A 20,690-nucleotide genomic window follows, 5' to 3' on the forward strand; every position below is an offset into this window, starting at 1 on the left:
ATAAAGGAAGTGCTAGCTGTATGAATAATGAACAGGTGTTGGAACAGTTACTAGGTCGGATCGTGGGTCCTAATGAAGAAGTGGCGGCGGAAGCCTCCGCACATGTGGATGCATTGACGAAGCCACCCGGCAGTCTGGGTAAGCTGGAACAGCTGGTTATTCGTCTTGCGGGAATCACGGGCAAGGCTCGTCCTTGCTTTGATCGCAGAGCTGTCATCGTTATGGCTGCGGATCATGGGGTTGTTGAAGAAGGGATTAGTGCTTTTCCTGCTGAGGTGACTCCACAGATGGTCCTGAATTTCCTGGCGGGGGGAGCGGCTGTCAATGTCCTTGCGCGCCACGCTGGAGCTGATGTAATCTGTGTGGATATTGGGGTGAATGCCGATCTGGAACATCCAAACCTGATTTCCCGCAAGGTCCGCAAAGGCACAGCCAACATGGCAAAGGGTGCTGCAATGACCCGGGACGAAGCGATTCAGGCTATTCTTGCAGGGGCCGAAGTGGTCTCGAACGAGGTGGCGAAGGGGACGCAGTTATTTGTCACCGGAGAGATGGGCATCGGCAATACAACCGCTAGTGCGGCAGTGATGTGTGCAATAACGGGAACAGCTCCTGCTTCAGCAGTGGGTCGGGGAACAGGCGTGGATGATGCCGGTTTGCAGCGTAAAGCCGCAGTGGTCAGCCAGGCTCTTAGCGTGAATGCTCCGAATGCAGACGATGCACTCGATGTGCTGTGCAAAGTGGGCGGAATGGAGATTGCCGGACTGACAGGTGTGATTCTCGCTGCTGCTGCAAACGGATGCCCCGTTGTCGTGGATGGATTTATCTCCACCGCTGCGGCGCTGATTGCAAGGCAGCTTGCTCCGGTCAGTACAGAATACATGATTGCTTCCCACACATCGCATGAAAGTGGACATGCAGCGTTGCTGCGTGAGCTTGGCCTGAAACCGATGCTGGATCTGGACATGCGTCTGGGTGAAGGCACCGGAGGCGTGCTCAGTCTTCATCTGATTGATGCCTCATGCCGTATTCTCAGCGAGATGGCGACATTTGCAAGTGCTGGTGTGTCGGATGGCACGACGGAGACTCAACCTAATGACGCTTCATCCGCTTCTGCTGATTCATCCGTTCCAGGAGAGGAATCCCCATGAGTGTACTCGTGACGGGCGGGGCTCGGAGTGGCAAAAGCTCGTTTGCAGAGCGTCTCTGTATGCAGCGTTCCTCCGAGGCCTGGTATGTGGCTACGGCTCAGGCTTATGATGACGAGATGCGCGAGCGTATACGTCTGCATCAGAATCAGCGGGATGAAGCAGGATATCTGTGGCATACGGTGGAGGAACCGTTGGAATTGCCTGAATTAATTACACGAATGGGAGAGTCTCATACGGGGAACTCTGCACCGACCATTCTGGTGGATTGTCTGACACTTTGGTTGACCAATGTGCTGTTAGCGCATGAACATGAGCCTGTGCAGGTATTGCATGATCATATGGACGAGCTGGTAGCTGCCATTCAGTTGTATCCTGGTCTGCTCGTGCTTGTTACCAACGAAGTGGGCGATGGCATTGTACCAGAGTATGCGCTGGGCAGAAGATATCGGGATTTGGCGGGCATTCTCAATCAACGGATTGCCGCGATTTGCCGTGAAGTGTTTCTGGTGACTGTGGGCATTCCGATTGAGCTGAAAAGCAAGGAGTACCGTTTATGAGTAAAGACGATTTGGAACAAAAACATGCGGCTGCGGCCGCTTTTCAATTTCTGTCCCGATTCCCGGTGAAATTGCAGATTGATTTCGTCCCGCCATTATTGCGGGAGAGTGTAGTGTATTACCCGCTGGTTGGTGCGGTCATTGGATTGTGCGTCTGGTTAGGCGGAGCCCTGACAGGTGCGCTGCTTCCATCTTTTCCGGCGGCGGTATTAACTTTGACGCTATGGGTATGGCTAACCGGAGGTCTTCATCTGGATGGGTGGATGGATACGGCAGATGGTCTGCTCAGTTATCGCACCCGTGAACGAATGCTGGAAATTATGAAAGACAGTCGGGTAGGGGCCATGGGCGTGATCGCCTGTGTGCTTCTGTTAATGATGAAAGCAGCTTTGATTGCTGATTTTATCGCGCGTGGGAATTGGGCCTATGGAGCTTTGCTCATCCTGCCGATGATCTGGAGCCGCTGGTTCATGGTGTATGCCATGGCGGCCTGGCCGAATGCCCGGAAGGACGATGGGCTTGCTGTCCTGTTCAAGGGGCTGGGAGAGCGGAGGGAAGTCCAGCGTGCACGCAGCTCTGCGGTAGGACTTACCATTCTGGCAGGTGTGATCACGTTGGCAGCGGTATGGATCTTCCAGCCGGATACAGCCATGTTCCAGGTGCTTGCGACAGAGAATGGATTGGGGACATTACCATGGTGGCTATATCCCGTTGCAGCGATCCTTGCGGTGCCACTGGCTGGCTATGTGATTGGCAAATTCGTTGCCGGGCGTATCAGTGAACGGCTGGGCGGACTTACAGGGGACACGTACGGGGCTATGAATGAGTTGCTGGAGGCCGCACTGCTAACGGTACTTAGTCTGTTACAGGGATTCTTTTTGATATAACGCTGAGAACTGAGGTGAGGGAACGTGGAAGATACGTCTGTACAAACGTCCGAACAAACGGCGGCAGTATTAATGCTGCAAGGGACGGCATCGGATGTGGGGAAAAGCGTAATTACGACGGCGCTATGCCGAATATTCAAGCAGGACGGATTCAGGCCAGCCCCGTTCAAATCACAGAATATGGCGCTGAATTCCTACGTCACGGAAGACGGCAAGGAAATCGGAAGAGCCCAGGGGGCGCAGGCTGAGGCGTGCGGCATTGAAGCGACGACAGACATGAATCCGATCCTGATAAAGCCGGTTCGGGATATGCATTCCCAGATTGTCGTACACGGTGTACCTCTTGCGCAGATGAGTGCTTGGGATTACCGGCAGCATTTTCTACCTGAAGCCAAGGCGACGGTCATGGATGCGCTGAATCGGCTACGCGCGACGTACAATATCGTGCTGATGGAAGGCGCGGGCAGTCCTGCGGAGATTAATTTGAAGGATCGGGATATCGTTAATATGAATCTGGCGGGCTGGGCGGATGCTCCGGTTATTCTGATCTCGGATATTGATCGTGGCGGGGTCTTTGCTTCCATTGTAGGTACGATGGAGCTGCTTGAGCCGCATGAGGCTCAGCGTGTAAAAGGATTCATCATCAACAAGTTTCGCGGAGATCTGTCCTTGCTGCAGCCCGGATTGGACTGGCTTGAGGAACGGACAGGCATTCCTGTATTGGGCGTGTTGCCTTACATAAGTGATATTCAGATTGAAGCGGAAGATTCTGTGGTGCTTGACTCCATGCGACACGGCAAATCCGGTGAGCAGGAGCTGGACCTGGACCTGGACCTTGCAGTAATTCGTTATCCGCGTATTTCCAACTTTACAGACTTTGATGCCCTTTCTAGGGAACCGGATGTGAATGTGCGATACGTGACTTCTCCCGATGATTTGGGGCAACCCGATGCCATTCTGCTTCCGGGTACAAAGGATACGATTGGAGATCTGGCATTTCTGCGTGCCTCAGGGTTGGAGCAAGCGATCTCCAGCCAGACGGAGCGTGAACATGTTCAACTTATCGGGATATGTGGTGGATATCAAATGCTCGGTCAGCATCTCAAAGATCCGTTTGATGTGGAAGTGAATCAGATTCAGGAAGCCAATGGTTTGGGATGGCTGCCCCTGTCGACAACATTTCTACAGAACAAACAAACGGTAAGAGCCTCGGGGCATGTACATAGTTTTCATCCAATTCGTTTGCCCAAGGACAGCGAAGCAGCAAGCTCATTGCCCATCAATGGATACGAGATTCATATGGGCGTTACCGAGTGTCTTGAGCCTGAACGTGTAATGGCCTTGTTCGAAATCGGCCATTCAGGGGGCCAACCCTTCAATGAAGGCTGGGGCACTGTGGATGGTAAGGTGTGGGGAACGTACCTGCATGGTTTATTTGAAAGTGATCAATTCCGGCGTTCGTGGCTCAATGGTCTTCGCGAAGGCAAAGGACTCGCTCCGCTGCTGGAGACGTACAGCGCACGTGAACGCAAGGAAATGGAGTTTGACCGTGTTGCCGAGTCGTTACGGTCTTCACTGGATATGCAGCGGGTGTACGAGATTATGGGCGTGCAGGCACCCGTGTAAAAGTCTTAACAAACGTAGCCCAAGTTTAATTACTTGGCGAAGAGTTACCCATTGGAGTTAAGCGTCTGCATTGAATCGTCTGTTATAGTCAAAAAAATACCCCCATGTGTGGCAATCGTTCTCTGAAACCTGAACGCTGCTGAGCATGGGGGTATTTGTATAGCTGTAGTAAAATGTGATTCGAATAGGGGAATAATGGGTTAAAGGTATTCCGGTTAGTTTATTTTGAAGTTTTTCATGGCGGACTGCAGTTCTACCGCTTGCTCATGCAAATGACGTACGGTGTTCGAATGGGAATCCATCTCATTCAGTTGAAGATCTGCTGTAGCTGCAATCTGCTGCATGCTTTGACGAGACTTGGACGTAATCTGAGCCGTTTCTTCCACGGAAGCACTGACTTCTTCAGCTCCAGCGGATACTTGCTGGGTAGAGGCCGATACCGTCTGAATCGTCAGATTGACGTTCTGAATTAATTCGTTAAGCTGCTGGAACGCGGAGCCTGCCTGTTGAACCACGTGAGTACCTGATCCAATCTCTTGGGTTACACGGTTCATGGCATCAACCGAACGTTCGGCGTCTTCACGGATGGTACCCAGGTAATCAGAAATTTCCTCTGTAGCTGTCTTGGATTGTTCAGCCAGCTTACGTACTTCTCCGGCAACGACGGCGAATCCGCGTCCATGCTCCCCTGCACGTGCTGCTTCAATGGAAGCGTTGAGGGACAGCATGTTAATCTGTCTGGTGATCTCAAAAATGGATTCAACAATGGTACTTATGGCGATCGAGCGTTCATTCATCGTTTCGACATAGCGCAGTGACTCACTCGCAGTCTGGCCAACACGTTCCATTTGCAGAACGGCATCCTGTGCCAGTCGGTTACCGTTAACAGCTTCATTTGCAGCATCTCCGATCTGCTCGGATACTTCGGCAGAGGAAGAGGCAATATGCATAATGCCTTGCGTGATTTCTTCCATGGCTCTTGCATTTTCAGCTGCGCTGGAAGCGATGCTTACGCTGCCTTTTTCGGCGCTTTCCGCAGAACGGCTGGAGTCTTTCACCATTCCGGACATGGATTCTACCCGTTTGAGCAAATCATTGGAGCCTTCCACAACTTCATTGGAGGTCGTGAGTGCGCGGCTGATCATTTCTTTCAAATTATGGGTCATCGTCTGGAAGCTTAGAGCAAGTTGTGCAATTTCATCCTTGCCTTTAATCTGGAGTTCGGCAGTCAGATCACCTTCTGATATCTGCTTGCTATGCTGAACAAGTTGAATGATCGGTTTGGTTACTCGCTTGATCATGCTTGTGGAGATAAGCCAGCCAAGCAGGAAGACCAGGGCGGTAATTCCGAGGCATAACCAGAAGATCTGGGCAATTTTGTCCTGAATGAACTGGGCATCCATACTTACGCCCATGATCATGTTACTTCCTGCGATCGGAATAAAGGCCCCTTTATGTACACCGAAGGAATCGACATAAACGTTGCTGATTTCCATTTCTTTTTTCTCAATGGCCGCATTCATTGCTGCTTCTGCTTTAATCTCATCTCCGGCTTTCATGCCTGAGGAGGTGTTCGCGATCACAACGGTAGCTTTGCCATCCTGTATAGCCACGACGTAGGCCGCGTCCAGACTATGCTCTTTTGCTTTATCAGCCAAGTAGGATTCAACGGTCAGTGCTGCACCATCGGAACCTGCGCCGCCACTTTGAACCTGTAAAATTTTAGAAGCCGATGTGTTCTTGTATATATCCTGAATCGACGTGTTCAGGACCTTGTCGAACTGTGGAAGCACGTAGCTTTGCATAATATTCATAGAGACAGCATAGAAACTAATACTGAACAACAGGGAAGCAACCAGCAGTACGAGGAACAACGTGCCTCTGATTTTACCAGCAACGGTGCGATTTCGAAACATATAATCATCCTTTCACGTCATGTTCATTAACATTGTCGCTTTTCCGTTATCATAAGACTAATTACCAACGAAAAAAGGCCTAATTTTCACGTTGAGAAAACTTGGGAATAAGCGGATATACCTATATTACAAAATTAACCTGAGGTTGAATACAACAACTTTCGTGATTCGGTGGTTTTTTTTCAGAAATAGATGAATTGATTACATACATATTACATAATATCAATTAATACCTACCAGAATAGTTTGTTATGTGATATATTGTTGAATATCGCTTTTGAGCGAGTAGAAAACCGGGAATCCGGTTACTCACACTGAGGAGGATTTATACAAATGAATACCTTTTTAATCATTTTGAACGTAGTGGTTATGCTCGCTCTTCTAGGTGTCCTGTTCTGGATGCAGAAGAAACATATCTCCTTTACGAAGCGTGTATTTGCGGGTCTGGGCATCGGGGTCGTCTACGGAGTCATTCTGCAACTGCTCTACACGTCTGATTCTGACATCATTACCAAGTCGGTCGATTGGTTTAATCTGGCCGGTTCAGGATATGTTCGTTTGTTACAAATGGTCGTGATTCCATTAATTATGGTTTCCATCATTTCGGCTATCATGAATCTGAAAGGCAAGCAGAATCTCGGTAAAATGAGCCTTTCGATTATCGCCATCCTGCTCATCACGACAGCGATTGCCGCAAGCGTGAGTATTGTAACGAGCTTGAGCTTCAACCTGAAGTCCATTGAGATTGAGGGTGGAGACAGAGAGCTTGCTCAGGGGCAGAAGATGGAGGAACGTCTCGTTGATGTGAAGGATCAGACGATTCCACAGCAAGTACTGGAGTTCATTCCGTCGAATCCGTTCGCGGATATGACCGGAGAACGTCGTACATCCACGCTGGCTGTTGTTATTTTCTCAGCCTTTATCGGTGTGGCCGTACTCGGACTGGATCGCAAAAAACCACAGCAGGCCGAAACGTTCCGCGGCATGGTCAATGCGGTATATGCGGTGGTTATGCGAATCGTAACGCTAGTGCTCAGGCTGACGCCATACGGGATTCTGGCGCTGATTACGAAGGTAACCGCCACAACGAACCCGGATGAGATACTGAAGCTGATCAAATTCGTCATTGCTTCCTACGTGGCGTTGATCGTGATGTTCATCATCCACCTGATTATTATCTCACTGTTCGGCTTCAATCCAATTACGTATGTGAAAAAGGTTCTGCCAACGCTGATCTTTGCCTTCACATCCCGTTCAAGTGCGGCTGCGATTCCGCTTAACGTGGAGACACAAACGAAGAGACTGGGCGTATCGGACGGGATTGCGAACCTGTCGGCAAGCTTCGGGGCTACTATTGGTCAAAACGGCTGCGCCGGGATCTATCCGGCCATGCTGGCGGTCATGATTGCTCCTACGGTCGGGATCGACCCGATGAGCTGGGATTTCATCATTACGCTGATCCTGGTAGTCGTAATCAGTTCATTCGGCGTAGCCGGTGTAGGCGGCGGGGCCACCTTCGCTTCCCTGATCGTGTTGTCCACGATGAACCTGCCGGTAGCTTTGGCAGGATTGCTGATCTCGGTTGAGCCGCTGATCGACATGGGTCGTACAGCGCTGAACGTGAACGATTCGATGACCGCAGGTCTTGTATCCAGCAAAATTTTGAAAGAAAACGATCAGGATACATTTAATGATCAAAGCCGTGATCTGGATTCCGCCGTTCAGGTGTAATTGATCCAGACTTACTTTTCACCTCTGGCAGCTGGATGTATAAGTACCCAAGCCTGATCAGCCGCCCTCCGGGTTAACCCGGAGGGCGGTTTTTTACATTCGAGAGTATGCTGGAGTTATTTAGTGCTGTTCAACTGTTGGGAAATGTGATAGAGTATTCATGTTTTGGCCCGGAGCCAAACCGCGGTTCGTAACCATCCCGCGTAATCAAAACTAGGAAGGCAGTGTATGTATTTATGTTTAACTTAGGGTGGGGAGCGGTATTCGTTCTCGTTACTTATGGATTTTTCCTTTTGTGTTACCGCTTGTTCGGTAAAAAGGGTCTTTATGCCTGGATCGGTGTGGCAACAGTCATTGCCAACATACAGGTGACCAAAACGATAGATATTATGGGTATCGTTCTGACACTGGGCAATACAATGTATGTCAGTATGTATCTGACCAGCGATCTGCTCAATGAGAAGTATGGACCAGGTGAGGCGCGTAAAGCCGTATGGTTCGGGTTCTTCACATTGATCATGACGACAGTGCTGATGCAGATGGTATTATTCTTTGAGCCGGCGTCTACGGACTTTGCACAGGAGTCGATGAAAACTCTGTTTGGTATGCTGCCACGTCTTGCACTCGGAAGTCTCTCAGCCTATTTCATCAGTCAGTTTCTGGACGTACGACTGTACACTTGGCTGCGTAAGGTGGCACCAGGGCGCAATCAGTTGTGGATACGCACCAACGGAAGCTCCATTATCAGTTCGTTTGTGGATACGCTGGTATTTTGTACAATCGCATTTGCATTCATCTATTCATGGGATGTCTGGCTTGAGATTTTCCTGACGACGTATGTGATCAAATTTGTATTGACCGCAGTAGGAACGCCGTTTCTATATGCTGCACGAAGCTTTAAATTCAAGGATGAAGCTTAGACTCGTCGTTAAGTTCGTCCGCAGAATACTGAATCGAAACACAAAAGTCCCGCAAAGCCATGAATTCATGGTTTTCGCGGGACTTTTCGTTACAGTACCTATTTTCTATAAAATGAAAACGAAAGTGATATGATCCCGATAAGGATTAGTCCGTCAGAATTTGCAGCTCTTTCGGATAGGTTGTCAGCACTTCGACGCCATTTTCGGTCACGAGTACATCATCCTCGATACGCACACCGCCTGCTGCGGTATAAATGCCCGGTTCGATCGTAAATACCGTACCTTCCTCCAGAATGTCCATGTTCTGACCATGCAGTGAAGGATACTCATGCACGTCAATACCCATTCCATGTCCGACTCTGTGCAGGAAGCGCTCGCCATATCCGGCTTCTTCCGTAACCTGACGCGCCGCACGGTCAATATCCGCACAGGTGACGCCTGGCTTCACAGCACGAATGGCAGCTTCATTTGCTGCGAGCACGGTATTATAGATGGTTTGGAGTTCAGGTGAAATGTCACCAAAGGCAAATGTGCGCGTAATATCCGATGCATACCCGCCAGCGTAGACACCCATATCAAACATCAACAGATCCCCGTGTTGGAGCTTGCGATCCCCCGGCGTGCCGTGCGGCAAGCCTGTTTTGGGTCCAGTAAGAACCATGGTATCAAAGGAAGGACCGTCTGCACCCAGCTTCTTCATCTGATATTCCATCTCGGCAACCAGTTCAATTTCGGTTACGCCTGTACGAACGTGGGACAGACCCTGGCGAAGCGTCTCTTCGATCAGATGAATGGCGTGGCGAATACGTGCCACTTCATCCGGTGTTTTTTTCACACGCAAGGTGCGAAGTAGAGGGCCGACATCTTCAAAGTTGGCTGCGCCCAGCGCGGCGGTCAACTGTTCGTAACGTGCGACCGTCACGTATTCTTTTTCGAGTCCCACGCGGCCCAGACGTCCCTGATAACGCTCAAACAAAGCGTAAGGATTGTCCGTGTCTGAATGTGTGGCAATGTTGGATACCGAAGAAGCGGCTTCTGCGGCTTCCTCGTCGAGTGCGGGCACGATCAACAGCGGATCTTCGCCGCGTGCGAGAACAAGCCCGAGGAAACGTTCATGCGGATTGCTCGCAAAACCGGTTAAATAGTAAATATGTTTTGGATCTGTGATCAGCATAGCGTCCAATCCTTGCGTAGACAAACCAGCTTCCAGCCGGGATAAAGGAGTTTGATTCATGAGTGTATACGTCCACCTTTCAGTTCGTTCTATATAAATGAACTAAAGAATATTTACACTTGCCACTCCGATGACAGAACAACCTTCCGTTCGCTGTTATCCCCAGATTTTTTGGATTGTCTTTGTCAAAGGGTAAAATCCGGGGATAAAGGCGAAGCGTATGCTTCCGATGCAGCTTTCTTTCAGAAAGCTTTTAGCTGCGCTTCCTCAGGTTATTTCTGTCCTCTCCGTTCTCGTGTAAATGTTTAGTTCAATTTATATATCTTCTTTCTATTATAGAAGAATGTCGGGGAAATCCAAATGGAGGCAGGAATGATGACCGGAAATTAGCTTTAACTACCCGTTTGAGGGGCAGGTGGGGAGGGTAATACAGGGCGAAACCGCGTTGATTTGCTAATTTGCTTACTTAGATTTATTTACTCGTTTACTTACGTTGGAAATGGACGGTCCTTGAAACTAGGATTACACGATATAACAACGACATTAGAAGGGAGATGTAATCATGAATAATCGACTAAACGTTCCGTTATATGCTTCGTTACTCAGTATCGCCTTATTAACAGCCTGTGCTTCCGGTAACCCGACGACAGGATCACAGCAGACGTCTCAGGGTCAAGGTACAGGGCAGGAGCAGACGACAGCGAGTCAAGGCAATAACGGTGCGAGTGGCGGTGAGGAAAAAACGGAGGAAAATGCCGTTATTCCTTACGAGGCTTCCGTGCTGGTCGACGGACTCAATGTACCCTGGGAGTTGGTGAGCGTGCCTGATGGACGGATGTTTGTAACAGAGCGACCGGGTACCATTCGGGTCATCGAGAGCGGAGAGCTGGCATCTGAACCTTTGATTGAATTGGCTGCTCCATTTCATGAAGAGGGGGAAGGCGGCTTGCTTGGACTTGCTGCTGATCCAGACTTTGATGATAATGGCTATCTGTATGCATATCATTCCTATCTTGAAGGCGATGACATTGCCAATCGGGTATTGCGCTTGAAGGTGAGTGGTGGAAGGGCAACCATAGACAAGGAGCTGCTTGGTGACATTCCTGGCGGGGTGAATCACAATGGGGGTCGGATCAAGATTGGTCCCGATGAACTGCTCTATATCACAACGGGTGAGCGGTATGAACCGGAGCTGGCCCAGAACGAAGATAGCTTGGGTGGCAAAATATTGCGGATTGGTCTCGACGGATCGATCCCAGAAGATAACCCATGGCCTAATTCACCTGTGTACAGCATGGGTCATCGGAATGCACAGGGGCTGGCCTGGAACCCGAATAAAGGATATCTGTATGCTACGGAGCATGGGCAGCGTAATTATGATGAGATTAATCGGATTGAAGCCGGTGAGAATTATGGCTGGCCAAAAGTGGAGGGCGATGAGAATGATAACGACGCTTATCAGGCTCCACTTGCACACAGTGGTAATGAGACTTGGGCCCCGTCAGGTTTAGCTTTTATAGAAGAAGGGCCATGGGCTGGGTCTTTGCTTGCTGCCAATCTGCGGGGTGAGCAATTACTCAAAATTATGCTATCTGAAGATGGCACACAAGTGACACAGGTGGAACCGATTTTTGAAGGCGAGTGGGGACGTATTCGCAATGTAACTACGGGGGAAGACGGAAAGTTATATGTGCTGACCAACAACAGGGATGGCCGGGGTTCTCCACGTGATGGAGATGACCAATTGATCGTTCTGACGCCAAATCTGTAACATGTAATGTGAAATGAAAGAGGGGCTGTCCCGCCATATTCATGACATATGGGACAGCCCCCTTCGCTTATTATTGAAGTAAACATAGTCTTAGGTTTAGGTTGCAGGTTCCGATTAGTCCGCGCTTTCCGCAAGTTCGGCAATGTGTCGACTGGGTTCAGTGGTGTACTCTCCACCATGGTAACAAAGCACTTTCTCCAGCTTCAGGCCAAGCAGCCTTTTTAAACTGCGCAGTGCTTCAGGCATGTCCGGTGTTGCGGGTGGAGAAGGCCCCACCAATTCATCATCGACCACACGTAATTCATCGGCAGCGAGCAGGAATTGTTGCTCCCGGAAGTACAGGCAGATATGTCCTGGGGTGTGCCCCGGTGTATGAATGACCTGGATGCCACCTTGTAGAGGCAGCATGTCGCCGTCCTCTAACACTTTGGATATTTTGAACTCAGTCCGTTGGGAGATCAATTGTTCCGCCAACTCCGCTACAGGTTCAGGCAGCAACGCTTTGCGTTCTGGTGTGAACTTGATCATGGGCTCTTTGCCCGTGATATACGGAATTTCATCGCTATGCGCCCAGATTTCCACATCCGGAACAGCATTCACTAGGGCACCAAGGTTACCAATATGATCTATATCGGAATGTGTTAAAATAATGCGCTTGATATCGGACAGTTGAACGCCTTCATGGTCCAACGCGGACTGAAGTTCATCGAATTGGCCAATCATGCCTGTATCCACAAGTGTAATGCCATCTTCATCGCGCAGCATGACAGGGTAGATCAGGTTCTTCCCCGCAGGTGTGACAATGTGAAGATGTAGAACCGTTATATCCAAGGATGGCTTTTTCATATTGGTTCCCGGATCGAATCCGGAGCACCTCCTTTATAGAGTAGGATCATTGTGTATTTATCATTTATCATGGATGGGTCCAATCTCTGGCTGATTATATTTCAAGTGTTTTCTATATTGCTTCACCGTATCCAGGATGGATTCAAACTCTTGTTTCGCATCGTGATTCTCTCTGACGATGGAAGCATAAGAAAAGTTGGAGTGAATAAGTTTATTTCGGAGTTGAAACACGTTGGTGATTTCTTCTTCAATGTTCTCCATTCCCGATTTCGGGGAAATGTGTTGATTTTTCAATTCAGCCTGAAGGATCTCGATATTGGATAAAGAACGGTATGCGGGAGTTTTCATCAGCTGGATCGAATTAAATTTTTTTTGATGCGTTTGCTGGTATAGTTGATTCAGCAGGTTTTCAATAATCGTGCATAATTCAATTGTCCATGAACTATATTTGCGCTCTTGCCGTTTTCGGATAAGCTCACCAATCTCTTCATCGTCCCCCAGTTTATCCTTTTCGTGCAGTGTTGAGTCTGGCTTTTGCTGGAGATGTTGAACCTCCTGTTCGATTAGTGCAATGTCATGTTTCGCTTCTTTTTTCAGTTTCTTGAAGTCTTCTTTGGTTAGCATGCGTATCCTCCCTATAAGACCAATATGTGATCTTTCGATTATCTCATATTGACGTCAGGAGTGCTTTAGAAACTAGAAGACAATGGTCCCAAAATACGAAGAACTTCGGTTCAGAAGGGAAATACCTGATGTCCACAAAGACAGCGATTGTAACGGGAGCCAATTCAGGCATGGGTTTGGCAACTACTATTGAACTTGCAAGGCAAGGGTATCACGTAATTATGGCTTGCCGCAGCGAGAAGCGCGGACAGCAGGCTCTGGAGGAGGCACTGCGTCAGTCCGGCTCTACTGCGATTGAACTGATGCTGTGTGACCTGGGGTCACTGGAAAGCATCTGTCATTTTGCCCAATCATTTCGGGAGCGTTATGATACACTTGACGTTCTCGTTAATAATGCGGGTGTCGTCATGTTGAAGCGCCAGGAGACCTCGAACGGTTTTGAGCAAGGCATCGGCATTAACCATCTTGGACATTTTTTGCTTACCTTACTCCTGATTGAGCCGTTGAAGGCTGCGGAGCAGGGGCGGATTGTGAATGTTTCGTCTGGTGCGTACAAAGCTGGCAAAATTCATTTCGAAGATCCCCATCTGCATAAAGGCTATAATCCAATCAAAAGTTATGCGCAATCCAAGCTGGCTAACGTGTTATTCACCCGTGTTCTGGCCCGCAAATTGGCGGATACCCGCATCACGGTGAACTGTCTTCATCCCGGAGCGGTTGGTACAAGTATTGGCGTAGATCGTAATACCGGTTTTGGCACACGTATTATGGCTATGGTAGGCAAGTTACCGTTTTTCCTCTCTCCTGATGAAGGGGCGCAGACAGCGATTTATCTCGCCACAAGTCCTGAAGTTGCCGGGATAACCGGACGTTATTTCTATCAACAAAAGGATCAGGAATTGAAAGCTCATGCGCTGGATAACGCAACAGCTGAGCGCTTCTGGACATGGAGCGAAGAGCAAGTCGGACTCAGACCTGAAGAAAAATTGTAATTGCTGATCATTCGAAGCAGAAGCGGCGACTTTCTTATGGAAACAGAATTAGAGGCAGCCGTTATCCATATTAACGGTCTGCCTCTAACGTTATGTTTCAGCCAACTCCTGTTTGAGCCGCTCAGGCTTTTGCCTTCACAGCCTGCTGAATCATCTCAATAAATGTTTCAATGCGCTGAATGCCTTGATCGCCTTGACCGTATGCACGGACAGAGGCGGATGAGGCATTTTTCTCATTTTCCCCGAGTACGAGCGAGTAAGGCACTTTTTCCATCTGCGCTTCACGGATTTTGTAGCCGAGTTTCTCACTGCGTAGATCTGTTTCTACCCGAATGCCGGCAGCCCGCAGCTGGCTCTGAACTTGAAGCGCATAGTCGGCGTAATGATCCGACACAGGCAGCAGCTTCACTTGCACGGGCGCGAGCCAAAGTGGAAACGCACCGGCGTAATGTTCAGTCAGAATACCGATGAAGCGATCGATGGAACCATAGATGGCACGGTGGATCACGACAGGACGGTGTTTCAGGCTATCCTCGCCAATATAAGTGAGATCGAACTTCTCGGGCATTTGAAAATCAAGCTGGATTGTTCCGCATTGCCAGCTGCGCTTCAGCGCATCGAGAATGTGGAAGTCAATTTTCGGACCGTAAAAGGCACCGTCACCCTCGTTAATGCGGTATTTCACACCGCGCCGATCAAGTACATTTTGCAATGCTCTTTCTGCTTGATCCCACAGCTCTTCCGATCCCATGGAATCGTCCGGGCGAGTGGACAGTTCAATCTTATATTCGAATCCAAAGATGTCGTACATGCGTCCGATCAATGAGATCGCTTGGTTGATCTCTTCTTCAATCTGTTCTGGCATGACATAGAGATGCGCATCATCCTGACAGAAAGTCCGAACACGCATCATGCCGTTCAGAGCGCCTGAGAATTCATGGCGATGAACCTGACCGAACTCCATCATGCGAATTGGCAGCTCACGATAGGAATGAAGTGTATTTTTAAAAATCAGCATATGTCCCGGACAGTTCATCGGTTTCAGTGCAAAAGTGTCATCATCCACCTCGGAGAAATACATGTTGTCCTTGTAATGCTCCCAGTGACCCGATTGCTCCCACAGACGATTGTTCATCATAAGTGGAGTACGCACTTCCTGATAACCTTCCTGTAGCTGCAACTCACGGGAGAATTGCTCCAGTTCTGTGCGGACAGTCATGCCTTTGGGCAGATAGAAGGGCATGCCGGGTGCTTCTTCAGAGAACATGAACAGTTCAAGCTCTTTGCCCAGTTTGCGGTGATCCCGTTTCTTCGCTTCTTCCAGCATGTGCAGATGTTCATCCAATTGGGCCTTGCTTGGGAAAGCAGTACCGTAGATGCGTTGCAGCATTTTATTATCCGAGTTGCCCCGCCAGTACGCACCAGCCACATTCAGCAGCTTGAATGCTTTGATTCGACCAGTGGACGGAAGATGAGGGCCCCGGCAGAGATCGAAAAACTCTCCTTGGTCATAAATCGAAAGCTCGGCATCCTCTGGTAAATCCTGAATAAGTTCAAGCTTATACGGGTCCTGAATCTCTCCAAAGATGCGGAGCGCTTCCTCACGATTAACCACTCGGCGGCTGATCTTTTCGTTTTCCTGAATGATTTTGTTCATTTCCCGCTCGATGCCAGCCAGATCACTGATAGATAAAGCATGCTCCAGATCGACATCGTAATAAAATCCATCTTCAATGACAGGCCCGATGCCCAGCTTCACTTGTTCCGCACCGTAAATGCGTTTGAGAGCCTGTGCGAGTACATGAGCTGTGCTGTGTCGATAACGATACAGACCTTCCTCACTGTCCAGTGTAACGATGACGAGTTCGCAATCTTGCTCAAGCACCCAATCGAGATCGACATTCTTACCATCTACAATACCGCCGATGGCTTGTTTGCCCAGACTTGTGCTGATGGATGAGGCGACCTCTCCTACAGTGATACCGGCTTCGTAAGAACGTACAGCTCCGCCTTGCAGGCGAATTTCAATCGGATGCCCGGGTTGCTGTTGATCATTCGATGGATTGCTGGATTGGCTGTTTTTATTCGGATTACTCATGTGAACCACTCTCCAATATTCAAATTTGAAGCGCAAAAAACACCCGTCCCGGAAAAGGGACGAGTGCGCTCAGCTCGTGGTTCCACCCTAATTTGGTTATGAATGCTCCTGAACACGACCAGCCGCCGCAAGCAAGAACATCATAACCCTCATTGGAATCCGTTATCGGGGATCAGGCGGTGAACTCTACTGACAGCTTTGTCCGGAACTCATGAAAAAGTCCGCAAAACTGAGGTTCGAGGTCACGGCTGCAGAGGGGTAATTCCGGTCCGTTCGCTGAAGAAGGTTTCACCAATCCCTTCTCTCTCTGGGCAGCACGCAAACGGAATCTTGTCTCTGGTCATCGCCAAATATGCATAATCGATATCAATTGAATTGATCTTAATATCGTCCAAGTCCATATCAATATATTGGAACAGGTGTTATTGAGTGTCGATTATATAGACTGAAAATGAAAAGGTCAAGCGCAATGTTTTTTTACCCCTGTTCTGATTGTCCATCCCATATTAACCGAATGACAGTACCCACACCAGAAGTTGATTGAACCTCGATACGGCCCTTCATCGCTTCGATTAACCCTTTCGTAACCGCCATACCAAGCCCTGATCCGACATCGGATGTGCCAGTATCAGTGCCGCGATAGTATCGTTCGAACAGCCTCCAGACCGTTTCCGAGTCCATTCCTTGCCCATTATCGGCAAAATGAACACTGAATTCGCCTGTCTGTTCACCTGGATGTACACTAACGGTCAGGGTCGACTCCGCTGGATTATGGAGAAGGGCATTAGCGGTCAGATTATCCACAATGCGCTCAAAAGATGGAATATGCACATGGCCATAGACCGGAGCTTTGGCAGGCCGGAACAAAATTCTCCCTTTGCCATAGACCGGATTGCGTTCTGCACGCTGGACGAGATCATGCAGTAACGTATTCACGTCAGTTTCGTCCACAGGTGGCTGGTATCCACCGCTGCGCAATCGGTACGTCATGGCAAGGTCATTCACAAGTCGGTCCATATACATGGATTTGTCCAGCATAATACCCGCGAATTCTCGCACTTCTTCCGGGGACCAGCTATACTTCTGTGCTTCAAGCATATGGGCGTATCCCTGGATGGAGGACAGAGGCGTCTTGAGGTCATGCGTTATTCCGGCGATCCATTCCTCACGCAGAGACTCGGTCTGTTTACGCAGCTCTTCATCTTGTTTCAGTGTGGTGGATAATGCCTGCATGGAGCGAAGCACTTCAGCATACACGTGGTATTTCCGTTTCCATTTGCCATTTCGTCGCTGGCTGCGAGGGGTGCCACCGATGCCTTTGGGTTCCTCATAATGTCCCTGCTCCAGCCGCTGGAGCCATTGGAGCATATGCAGCATGGGGGAACCGAAACGATTGGCGTACCAAAGGGCCAGCAGGATGAGTAAAATGACAACGGATAGGAGCAGCACGACGAGTGCAGGGGTCAAAATGAAGTTATAGGGATTTTCATCCCCTGAAGCAGTGGTATCGACCGGTATGTTGAGCATCCAGGTTGTGCCATTTTGTTCATCGTAAAAGGTTGCGGTCGACATGCCATATCGATTGGGATAACGAATACGCAGAACCAGTTCCTGAATGCTGTATTTACTGGGAACACCTATGGCTGGTTTGTTGTAAGAGGCCAGCTCCTGTCCGTAGGCGTCCAAAATTTGCAGAAAGGCACCTTTGGAACGAATGGCTTCCTCTTGTTTGGATTGAAGCATAAGCTCTCCATTGGCGTAATGACTATCCTCACGGGCTTGATCGAGCAAGGATTTGGCCAGATTGCGTTCGCCGTACAACAAGGTGAAATACTCACCGTTTTTCTCCCGAATCAACATGGCGATCTGATAGGGGAACGCCTTTTCGGCCCCCCAGTATGCGATCAACTCTCCGGGCTTATATTGCTTTGGAACGTCGTCCGGTGTATTGAAATCATCAATGACATGACCTTTATCATCCAGAACCTGCAGCCACCCCTGATTTTTCTCGACCTGCTTCAGCAGCTTGGGATCATAGCGGACCGTCCCATCGGGCATAATCTCTGCGGTATTGATCAACTGGTCAAGACCGCTGGTAGCGAAGTCATCCACCAGGCTTACTTCATTCATCTTGTGAATGACCCAATAGGTGGCGGCGGAACCCAACAGGATGATAATAACTACTGCACCAGCAAGCATACCGATAAACCGCGTCATTAATCTGCGACGAATGCTCATGGGCGTGACACAGGGTTAGGCTGTATGAGTTTGTACCCCAGACCCCGAACATTGACGAGAAACGCAGGGTTAGAGGGATCGGCTTCAATCCGCTCACGAATCCGGTGAATATGAACCATAACGGTATTGTCGTCGCTGATGGCTTCCGAGCCCCAGACGCGCTCATACAATTCCGATTTGGTGAATATACGATTGGGATGCTTGCAGAAAAAGAGCAGCAGCTGATAGACAAGTGCCGGACAAGTTACGGCCTGTCCTTCAACCTGAAGTTCACCGGCTTGTTCAAATACTTGAAAGCGACCAAAATCATATATCCCATCCTGTACGGTAGAAGATGACGTATTTGCGTCAGGGAAGGGTGAAGCAGCAGCTGTAGAGGTCGCCAGTTTGGTAGGCAAATACCGTTTCAGCAGCGATTTGATCCGAGCTACCACTTCAAGTGGATTAAATGGTTTAACGACATAATCATCGCCGCCAACGGCGAATCCGGTTAACTTGTCATAATCCGTTGTTTTGGCAGTGAGAAAAAGAATCGGTGCATCGGTCAATTGCCGCAGAAATGGACAGATTTCCAGTCCGCTTTTGCCAGGCAGCATGATATCCAGCACGATGCAATGATAGGTTTTATTTTGGCAGGCGGTAATCGCTTCTTCCCCAGTCGCGACGGTATCAATGTCTACAAATCGCTCTTTAAGCAGAACGGTTTTGAGCATATGTAAAATGGTTTGTTCATCATCAACTAGCAGTATGGAGACGTGATCCATGATGTGAAATGACCTCCCAGGACTTCCTATTGTTTATTGCTAATCATACCATCCAGAAGGGCAATGTAGTGTGAGAGCTATCTTAACGGAATCTTAATTATGATGCCATAGAGGACGCCATAGTTTAGCTACATGTAAGGATGGGTTAGACGAAGGATAAGATTCATTCTGTACACTTAACTGGAAAGTATAACGAGCACCAGAAGGGATGTTGAGAATGAGGTGGAGAATGAACAGGTTGAATGAGAGAACTAAGGTACAGGAGCAGCGCTCGAATTACGGGAGAAGTCAGCTGGAATCCACATATGCGGCACCTGAGAAATTACAGAGTAGAAAGGGTTGGAGGGTGATTGCCATAACCCTTGGTGCCTGCGTGATATTGTCTGCTTGCGGTAACAGTAACTCGATTACGTCGGAACAGGCCAGACAGTCAAAGGAAGAAACGACGAATACAAATGAAGCGAGTGAGAGCAGTCGTCTGGAAGAGAATTCAGGTACAGAGGTGAGCGCCATCATTACACCTGACAATTTCATTGATACGTTAATGAACGGTTCCAAGGATGACATTTACAGTCAAATGAGTCCGGAATTGAAGCAAGCGATAACCCTTGAACAATTCAAAACATCTGCTGATCAATTTCTGGAGGGGGTAACCTCACTGAATCAAGTGGTCCATCTCAAAATGAACAAGTTGACTGAGCTTGCCTGGAAGGATCAAACCGGAACAAAAGGGATTCAAGCCTATTTTAGCGAAGCCAATCAGATTGAGGGGCTGTTGATCCAGCCGCTGGTAACCCATGAGGACACGGATGAAAAGTTCACTAAAACCGAATTTCAGTTCCCTATGAAGGGGGAATGGTATGTGTTCTGGGGAGGCAATGATGTGATGTCTAACTATCATTATGAGCATGAAACACAGCGCTACGCGCTTGATATCGTGCGAACCAAAGAAGGTTTCAGCTATAACGGGGATGCGCAGGTGAATGCAAGTTATTACGCTTTTGGTGAACCGCTCTATGCAGCTGCGGACGGAACCGTAGTTGACATCAAGAACGATATTCCAGACAATACGCCAGGCGTTATGAACCCGGAAGAACCGGCAGGTAACAACGTGGTCATTGACCATGGAAATGGAGAATATAGCATCACCGGTCATATCAAGGAAGGCAGTGTAGCGGTCAAAAAAGGGGATAAAGTCAAGCAGGGAGACCTCATCGGAGCGCTGGGCAACTCGGGGAACTCCAGCGAGGCTCACCTGCACTTCCAGGTGTCGGACGGCCCGGATCTGTTCACTTCCCGTTCCGTTAACATTCGTTGGGCGGATCAGAGCCAGCAGTTAACCCGGGGAAAGACCTTCCAGGGATTGCCTGAGTAATTGCGGGGCTGACCGGATGT

Annotated in this window: 16 protein-coding genes; 9 read left to right on the forward strand and 7 right to left on the reverse strand. The window is 49.0% G+C overall.

Annotated features, from left to right (window positions below):
• Positions 1 to 20 precede the first annotated feature (20 nt).
• The 4 genes from cobT (at position 21) to P364_RS0106700 (ending at position 4,221) form a co-directional block, all read left to right on the forward strand.
• The gene (gene cobT / locus P364_RS0106685) at positions 21 to 1,151 is read left to right on the forward strand and encodes a nicotinate-nucleotide--dimethylbenzimidazole phosphoribosyltransferase (RefSeq protein ID WP_024629371.1); all 1,131 of its coding nucleotides are present in this window, start codon (positions 21 to 23) and stop codon (positions 1,149 to 1,151) included.
• Positions 1,148 to 1,708 carry a bifunctional adenosylcobinamide kinase/adenosylcobinamide-phosphate guanylyltransferase gene (cobU, locus tag P364_RS0106690; protein WP_024629372.1) on the forward strand — a complete coding sequence of 187 codons (561 nt, stop codon included), beginning with the start codon at positions 1,148 to 1,150 and terminating at the stop codon, positions 1,706 to 1,708. Before cobT ends, cobU begins: the two co-directional genes overlap by 4 nt.
• Positions 1,705 to 2,595, forward strand: coding sequence for an adenosylcobinamide-GDP ribazoletransferase (gene cobS / locus P364_RS0106695; RefSeq protein WP_024629373.1), 891 nt, complete (start codon positions 1,705 to 1,707; stop codon positions 2,593 to 2,595). The genes cobU and cobS overlap by 4 nt, the downstream gene beginning before the upstream one ends.
• Before the next feature lie 72 nt (positions 2,596 to 2,667).
• Positions 2,668 to 4,221 carry a cobyric acid synthase gene (locus tag P364_RS0106700; RefSeq protein ID WP_052016534.1) on the forward strand — a complete coding sequence of 518 codons (1,554 nt, stop codon included), beginning with the start codon at positions 2,668 to 2,670 and terminating at the stop codon, positions 4,219 to 4,221.
• A 215-nt stretch (positions 4,222 to 4,436) separates the two neighbouring features.
• On the opposite strand, the gene P364_RS0106705 is transcribed toward P364_RS0106700, so the two are convergent.
• Complete coding sequence (locus P364_RS0106705; RefSeq protein ID WP_024629375.1) at positions 4,437 to 6,137, reverse strand: methyl-accepting chemotaxis protein; 1,701 nt, start codon at positions 6,135 to 6,137, stop codon at positions 4,437 to 4,439.
• 333 nt (positions 6,138 to 6,470) lie between these two features.
• On the opposite strand from P364_RS0106705, the gene P364_RS0106710 reads away from it, so the two are divergent.
• On the forward strand, positions 6,471 to 7,868 hold the full coding sequence (locus P364_RS0106710) for an L-cystine transporter (RefSeq protein ID WP_024629376.1): 1,398 nt from the start codon (positions 6,471 to 6,473) through the stop codon (positions 7,866 to 7,868).
• Positions 7,869 to 8,104: 236 nt separating this feature from the next.
• Positions 8,105 to 8,788 (forward strand): queuosine precursor transporter, encoded by a 684-nt coding sequence (locus tag P364_RS0106715; protein WP_024629377.1) that lies wholly within the window; start codon positions 8,105 to 8,107, stop codon positions 8,786 to 8,788.
• A gap of 145 nt (positions 8,789 to 8,933) precedes the next feature.
• Here P364_RS0106715 and P364_RS0106720 read toward each other — a convergent pair whose 3' ends face one another.
• The gene (locus tag P364_RS0106720) at positions 8,934 to 10,022 is read right to left on the reverse strand and encodes a M24 family metallopeptidase (protein ID WP_024629378.1); all 1,089 of its coding nucleotides are present in this window, start codon (positions 10,020 to 10,022) and stop codon (positions 8,934 to 8,936) included.
• 502 nt (positions 10,023 to 10,524) lie between these two features.
• Here P364_RS0106720 and P364_RS0106725 point away from each other — a divergent pair.
• Positions 10,525 to 11,733: a PQQ-dependent sugar dehydrogenase gene (locus P364_RS0106725; RefSeq protein WP_024629379.1), complete on the forward strand. Its 1,209-nt coding sequence runs from the start codon at positions 10,525 to 10,527 to the stop codon at positions 11,731 to 11,733.
• Between the two features lie 114 nt (positions 11,734 to 11,847).
• On the opposite strand, the gene P364_RS0106730 is transcribed toward P364_RS0106725, so the two are convergent.
• The gene (locus P364_RS0106730) at positions 11,848 to 12,579 is read right to left on the reverse strand and encodes an MBL fold metallo-hydrolase (RefSeq protein ID WP_024629380.1); all 732 of its coding nucleotides are present in this window, start codon (positions 12,577 to 12,579) and stop codon (positions 11,848 to 11,850) included.
• A gap of 60 nt (positions 12,580 to 12,639) precedes the next feature.
• On the reverse strand, positions 12,640 to 13,203 hold the full coding sequence (locus P364_RS0106735; protein WP_024629381.1) for a hypothetical protein: 564 nt from the start codon (positions 13,201 to 13,203) through the stop codon (positions 12,640 to 12,642).
• 128 nt (positions 13,204 to 13,331) lie between these two features.
• Between P364_RS0106735 and P364_RS0106740 the strand changes: the two genes are divergently transcribed.
• Positions 13,332 to 14,195, forward strand: coding sequence for an SDR family oxidoreductase (locus tag P364_RS0106740; protein WP_024629382.1), 864 nt, complete (start codon positions 13,332 to 13,334; stop codon positions 14,193 to 14,195).
• A gap of 121 nt (positions 14,196 to 14,316) precedes the next feature.
• Here the strand turns inward: P364_RS0106740 and thrS are convergent, their stop codons facing one another.
• The 3 genes from thrS to P364_RS0106755 form a co-directional block, all read right to left on the reverse strand.
• Positions 14,317 to 16,293 (reverse strand): threonine--tRNA ligase, encoded by a 1,977-nt coding sequence (thrS, locus tag P364_RS0106745; RefSeq protein ID WP_236642095.1) that lies wholly within the window; start codon positions 16,291 to 16,293, stop codon positions 14,317 to 14,319.
• A 477-nt stretch (positions 16,294 to 16,770) separates the two neighbouring features.
• Complete coding sequence (locus tag P364_RS0106750) at positions 16,771 to 18,531, reverse strand: sensor histidine kinase (RefSeq protein WP_024629384.1); 1,761 nt, start codon at positions 18,529 to 18,531, stop codon at positions 16,771 to 16,773.
• Positions 18,528 to 19,295 (reverse strand): response regulator transcription factor, encoded by a 768-nt coding sequence (locus P364_RS0106755; RefSeq protein ID WP_024629385.1) that lies wholly within the window; start codon positions 19,293 to 19,295, stop codon positions 18,528 to 18,530. The genes P364_RS0106750 and P364_RS0106755 overlap by 4 nt, the downstream gene beginning before the upstream one ends.
• Before the next feature lie 238 nt (positions 19,296 to 19,533).
• On the opposite strand from P364_RS0106755, the gene P364_RS0106760 reads away from it, so the two are divergent.
• Positions 19,534 to 20,670 carry a M23 family metallopeptidase gene (locus tag P364_RS0106760; protein WP_161634214.1) on the forward strand — a complete coding sequence of 379 codons (1,137 nt, stop codon included), beginning with the start codon at positions 19,534 to 19,536 and terminating at the stop codon, positions 20,668 to 20,670.
• The last annotated feature ends 20 nt before the right edge of the window (positions 20,671 to 20,690 follow it).

The sequence above is a fragment of the Paenibacillus sp. MAEPY2 genome (assembly GCF_000499205.1).
Lineage (GTDB): Bacteria > Bacillota > Bacilli > Paenibacillales > Paenibacillaceae > Paenibacillus > Paenibacillus vandeheii.

Coding starts and splice junctions, on each gene's coding strand:
- cobT (WP_024629371.1), top strand. CDS start 21: ATGAATAATGAACAGGTGTTGGAACAGTTACTAGGTCGGATCGTGGGT.
- cobU (WP_024629372.1), top strand. CDS start 1,148: ATGAGTGTACTCGTGACGGGCGGGGCTCGGAGTGGCAAAAGCTCGTTT.
- cobS (WP_024629373.1), top strand. CDS start 1,705: ATGAGTAAAGACGATTTGGAACAAAAACATGCGGCTGCGGCCGCTTTT.
- P364_RS0106700 (WP_052016534.1), top strand. CDS start 2,668: ATGCTGCAAGGGACGGCATCGGATGTGGGGAAAAGCGTAATTACGACG.
- P364_RS0106705 (WP_024629375.1), bottom strand. CDS start 6,137: ATGTTTCGAAATCGCACCGTTGCTGGTAAAATCAGAGGCACGTTGTTC.
- P364_RS0106710 (WP_024629376.1), top strand. CDS start 6,471: ATGAATACCTTTTTAATCATTTTGAACGTAGTGGTTATGCTCGCTCTT.
- P364_RS0106715 (WP_024629377.1), top strand. CDS start 8,105: ATGTTTAACTTAGGGTGGGGAGCGGTATTCGTTCTCGTTACTTATGGA.
- P364_RS0106720 (WP_024629378.1), bottom strand. CDS start 10,022: ATGAATCAAACTCCTTTATCCCGGCTGGAAGCTGGTTTGTCTACGCAA.
- P364_RS0106725 (WP_024629379.1), top strand. CDS start 10,525: ATGAATAATCGACTAAACGTTCCGTTATATGCTTCGTTACTCAGTATC.
- P364_RS0106730 (WP_024629380.1), bottom strand. CDS start 12,579: ATGAAAAAGCCATCCTTGGATATAACGGTTCTACATCTTCACATTGTC.
- P364_RS0106735 (WP_024629381.1), bottom strand. CDS start 13,203: ATGCTAACCAAAGAAGACTTCAAGAAACTGAAAAAAGAAGCGAAACAT.
- P364_RS0106740 (WP_024629382.1), top strand. CDS start 13,332: ATGTCCACAAAGACAGCGATTGTAACGGGAGCCAATTCAGGCATGGGT.
- thrS (WP_236642095.1), bottom strand. CDS start 16,293: ATGAGTAATCCGAATAAAAACAGCCAATCCAGCAATCCATCGAATGAT.
- P364_RS0106750 (WP_024629384.1), bottom strand. CDS start 18,531: ATGAGCATTCGTCGCAGATTAATGACGCGGTTTATCGGTATGCTTGCT.
- P364_RS0106755 (WP_024629385.1), bottom strand. CDS start 19,295: ATGGATCACGTCTCCATACTGCTAGTTGATGATGAACAAACCATTTTA.